Source organism: Methanobrevibacter sp., assembly GCF_045126245.1.
Lineage (GTDB): Archaea > Methanobacteriota > Methanobacteria > Methanobacteriales > Methanobacteriaceae > Methanocatella.
In genome coordinates this window covers 1-3784 of record NZ_JBGVOG010000004.1, presented here as the reverse complement: position 1 = coordinate 3784, position 3784 = coordinate 1, and the positions used below count along the sequence as shown (strand labels likewise).

Genomic DNA, 3784 nt, shown 5'->3' with positions numbered 1-3784 from the left:
CCAAGTACCGCCCGTGACGTTATTGTTAAAGACACTCTACCTGAAGGTGCCTTAATAATTAGCTCACAGACATCAAACGGTACTTTTGATGAGAGTACTGGTGTTTGGGATATCGGAAATCTCACTGCAGATTCTCCTGTTTCTCTTGTTCTGGTTACAAAACTCGTCTCAAACGATACCTTTATAAATATCGTTACAGTAAACACAACCACTCACGACTCAAACACTACCAACAACAAGGCGAATAACACTACTGTTGCAGACCCTATTTGTGATTTAACTATTCATAAAACAGTTAATGCTTCATCTATCGACGTTGGAGAGAACGTTGAATGGAATATTAGCGTTTTAAATGTAGGTCCAAGCCCTGCTTGTGATGTTATGGTTAAGGACGTCCTACCTGAAGATGTTTTAATCATAAGCGCAAATCCAAGCACAGGAAGCTTTGATATGAGTACTAGGATTTGGGAGATTGGAACTCTCGATGTTGATACTCCTGTTTCTCTTATTTTGGTTACAAAAATCATGACCGAAGGTGAAATTACAAATGTCGTAACTGTCAACACTACAACTTATGAGCCTGACACATCAAACAACAGAGCCAACAACACAACTGTTGCAAATCCAATCTGTGATTTGACAATCAGCAAAGCTGTAAGCTCTTGTGAAGTTTATGTAAATGATACAGTTGAATGGACAATTACTGTTATAAACAACGGTCCTAGTGTAGCAAAAGACGTTGCTGTAAATGATACTTTACCTGCTGGATTGCAGCTGATTGAAGCGATTGCATCAACCGGTAATTACTCTGACGGAATTTGGACTATCGGCGATTTGGATGCGGATACTCCGGTTTCCCTGGTTTTAATTACAAAGGCAGCAATTGTAGGAAACATTACAAACGTTGCAATTGTCAATTCATCCACTCCTGACAAAAACACAACAAACAACGTTGCAAACAACACAACAACTGTTAACAACCCTGTTGTGGACTTGGAAGTCAGGAAAAATTCAGACAGAAACGTTTACTATGTAAATGACACAATGTGCTGGATTATTGAAGTGATCAATCACGGTCCGTGCGTTGCGACTGAAGTGGTGGCATATGATGTATTACCAAATGATATTGAATACATATCTTGTGAATCATCAAAAGGATTATATAACGTATCAGGTGGAGAATGGATAATCGGCGATTTGGCAAAAGGCGAAAAAGCTACATTATTCATTTACTGCAAAGTCCTCAAGGAAGGCTTCATAACCAACTTCGTCAACGTGACATGCGGCGTAAACGAAACCAGTTTGGATAACAACTACGCCAACTGCACAGTCGAGGTTACAAACAGAACCGAACCTGTTCCAGGACCTGAGCCAACACCTGACGAGCCGGTAAAACAAGTTATGAGAAGCACCGGTAATCCTTTAGCATATATTGCAATTGCCATTTTAATCATTTTAGGAAGTTTTTGGTCAAACAGGAAAGAATAATTCAAAATATTCGTTAACTAGATTCTTTTCTAGTTAACCCCTTTTTTTATTTTTTTTTAAAAGCAATTTTTTACACACACATTTACTCAAAGGCATTTTTCATTTTTTTCAGGATAAGGTGAAAATTATTTTCAAAACAGAAAAGTTTATATACTATCTAATTCATAATTATTATTGTACCTATGTTTATTTGTAAATAAACCATGCCATTTATTTAAGAAATTTGACTCTATACGAATTTATCAATTTTAAGGGAGTTGATAATAATGCCACATGTAATAATAAACGCTGCAGAGGATGCGGTGTTCTGACTTATTTGTTATAGCTGAAGCTATGTGATTTTGACAGCAGCTGTTTAGCCCACTCCTATTTGCATTTTTCATAATATCATAGTTTAACTCCTACTCAATTCAAGGTTAAACGGCTGCTTTTATGCTTATTTATCAAGAAAACTTTATAACCATTACCATTTTGAGGAAATAACATGAAAGTGACAAGAAAAATCAATTTAAATGTATCCAAAACTGTTGAAAATGCCGTATGCGGAAGGGATGACTTTCATTTCTATGTTGATGAGCTTACAGCCGACAACATGATGCCGACATATTCCGGTTTGGCCGACGAAAAATACTCTTTTGATGAGATGGACGATTCATTTTTCGAGTTTCTCAAAAGAAAATCAAAGGAAAACGGAATCTACATCCGCCTGATTCATGCAAGCGGAAGAATAACCGACAGCGGTGCGGTCTTCAAGCTTGAGTGTGGACAAAAGGAGAGGACATTTGTCATCCATGAAAGCGTCGGCGTATGCGTCTTTGAGTTTGCCGACTTTGGAATCAGGGTGCTTGATGATGAGGTAACCTTCGGCGCAACTGTTGAAGACGGCGATTCAATGTATTTCGCTCCATTCAAATCAGGCACGGATGACATGTTCCTTTCAGCCGAAAACCCGCTCAACCAGCTGATTGCGGCATCAATGTGTGAACTTATAGAATTGGATGAATGACTTGACATTCATCCTAAAGAGGTGTAAATGAGGACTTATTTGTCAATATTTAAAAGCGAGATAATGGATTTTTGCTCCAGCGATACGCTGCGTGAAATAGATTATGGGGTGCTTGACCTGAGCAAGGTCAAAGACGCCGAGCTTAAAAGGGCGCTTCATTTTCAGGAAGAGTTATTGGCAGTTGAACTTGAAATCAATTATTTGGAAAACGGCACTGGAATATTCAGGGTGTCTCTTGAAGGGGAATTCTGGTGCTACAGACAGGGAAAGGAAGTGATTTGCGCTTCCTCATTGGCAGAACTTAGGGAAATTGTGGAGTCCGAAAATCGGATCTGGTATGTGTTTGACGAGCTTTCATATAGAAGGGTTGAAGGCATAGTCTTTTAGAAATCATGCTGACAGCTGTTTAGCCATGTTTTTTTGTTCATGTATTTCACCTTCAATTCTCCTTTTATTTTTTTCATGGCTAAACGGCAATAATTTATTTTTAAAAAAATATTTAACTCATTTTTACCAATATGACTATTAATGATTAGTGAAATTCTAAACATTCCCCCTCATGTGGCTGTCGCCAAAAGCGGTGATTCGATAAGGATAGAGTTAGGCGACTTAAGGACAAGCTGGATTTCAGCAGATGATTCCTTCATTGAAAGAATCCGACCTGACCGTCTGAACAGATACTTTTTATGCAAGCATCTCGCCCGTGAAATCGAGATGAAAAACGTCCTCGATAATGCGGCAAATCTTTTGGATTTGAAAAGCTATGCAAAGGCAATATCAGAGCTTGACCGGGTAATCTATTATGACGGCGGCTACAGCGAAGCCCTGTTTTTAAAGTCACAGGCTCTCTATCATCAGGGACACTTTGTAAAGGCTTTGAGGTTTTATAAAAGGTCTCATGTTGAGGATGTTGAATATTACAGATTGCTTTTGGAGAAATCCTCAAAGGAAAGGGACAGTTTTCCGAAAATAAAGAAAAACATCTATGCGGGAGATGAGGTCGCCGCAAAAGGCGATTATGAAAGGGCAATCGAATTTTACGACAAGGCACTTGCAAATCCGTCAAAATTCAAGAAAAAGATTCTTTTTAAGCTTTTAAACAAGAAGGCATCATGCCTGATTAGGCTTAACCGTTTCGATGAGGCTCTCGCCAGCTTTGATGTGTCCTTAAGGGTTCATGAAAATGACTTTGCCCGCTTCGGCAAGGCATACTCACAGCATATGTTGGGGATGGACTGCATATCCGACCTGAAACGTGCCAAAAGCATTGACAAGAAATGTCTGCTCATA

General features: G+C 38.9%; 4 protein-coding genes. All 4 read left to right on the top strand.

All coding sequences use genetic code 11. The features are described from left to right. The coding region (locus tag ACJMLZ_RS00250; RefSeq protein ID WP_405303322.1) for a DUF11 domain-containing protein at positions 1-1488 on the top strand (1488 nt) is incomplete at its 5' end. Positions 1489-1972: 484 nt separating this feature from the next. Then, positions 1973-2494: a hypothetical protein gene (locus tag ACJMLZ_RS00245; protein ID WP_405303321.1), complete on the top strand. Its 522-nt coding sequence runs from the start codon at positions 1973-1975 to the stop codon at positions 2492-2494. A 27-nt stretch (positions 2495-2521) separates the two neighbouring features. After that, positions 2522-2881, top strand: a complete 360-nt coding sequence (locus ACJMLZ_RS00240; protein WP_405303320.1) for a hypothetical protein — start codon at positions 2522-2524, stop codon at positions 2879-2881. A gap of 141 nt (positions 2882-3022) precedes the next feature. Continuing rightward, on the top strand, positions 3023-3784 hold a 762-nt coding region (locus tag ACJMLZ_RS00235; protein WP_405303319.1), incomplete at its 3' end, for a tetratricopeptide repeat protein.

Bases quoted from the DNA above. Each gene is read 5' to 3' on its own strand.
- ACJMLZ_RS00245 (WP_405303321.1), top strand. From the start codon at position 1,973: ATGAAAGTGACAAGAAAAATCAATTTAAATGTATCCAAAACTGTTGAA.
- ACJMLZ_RS00240 (WP_405303320.1), top strand. From the start codon at position 2,522: ATGAGGACTTATTTGTCAATATTTAAAAGCGAGATAATGGATTTTTGC.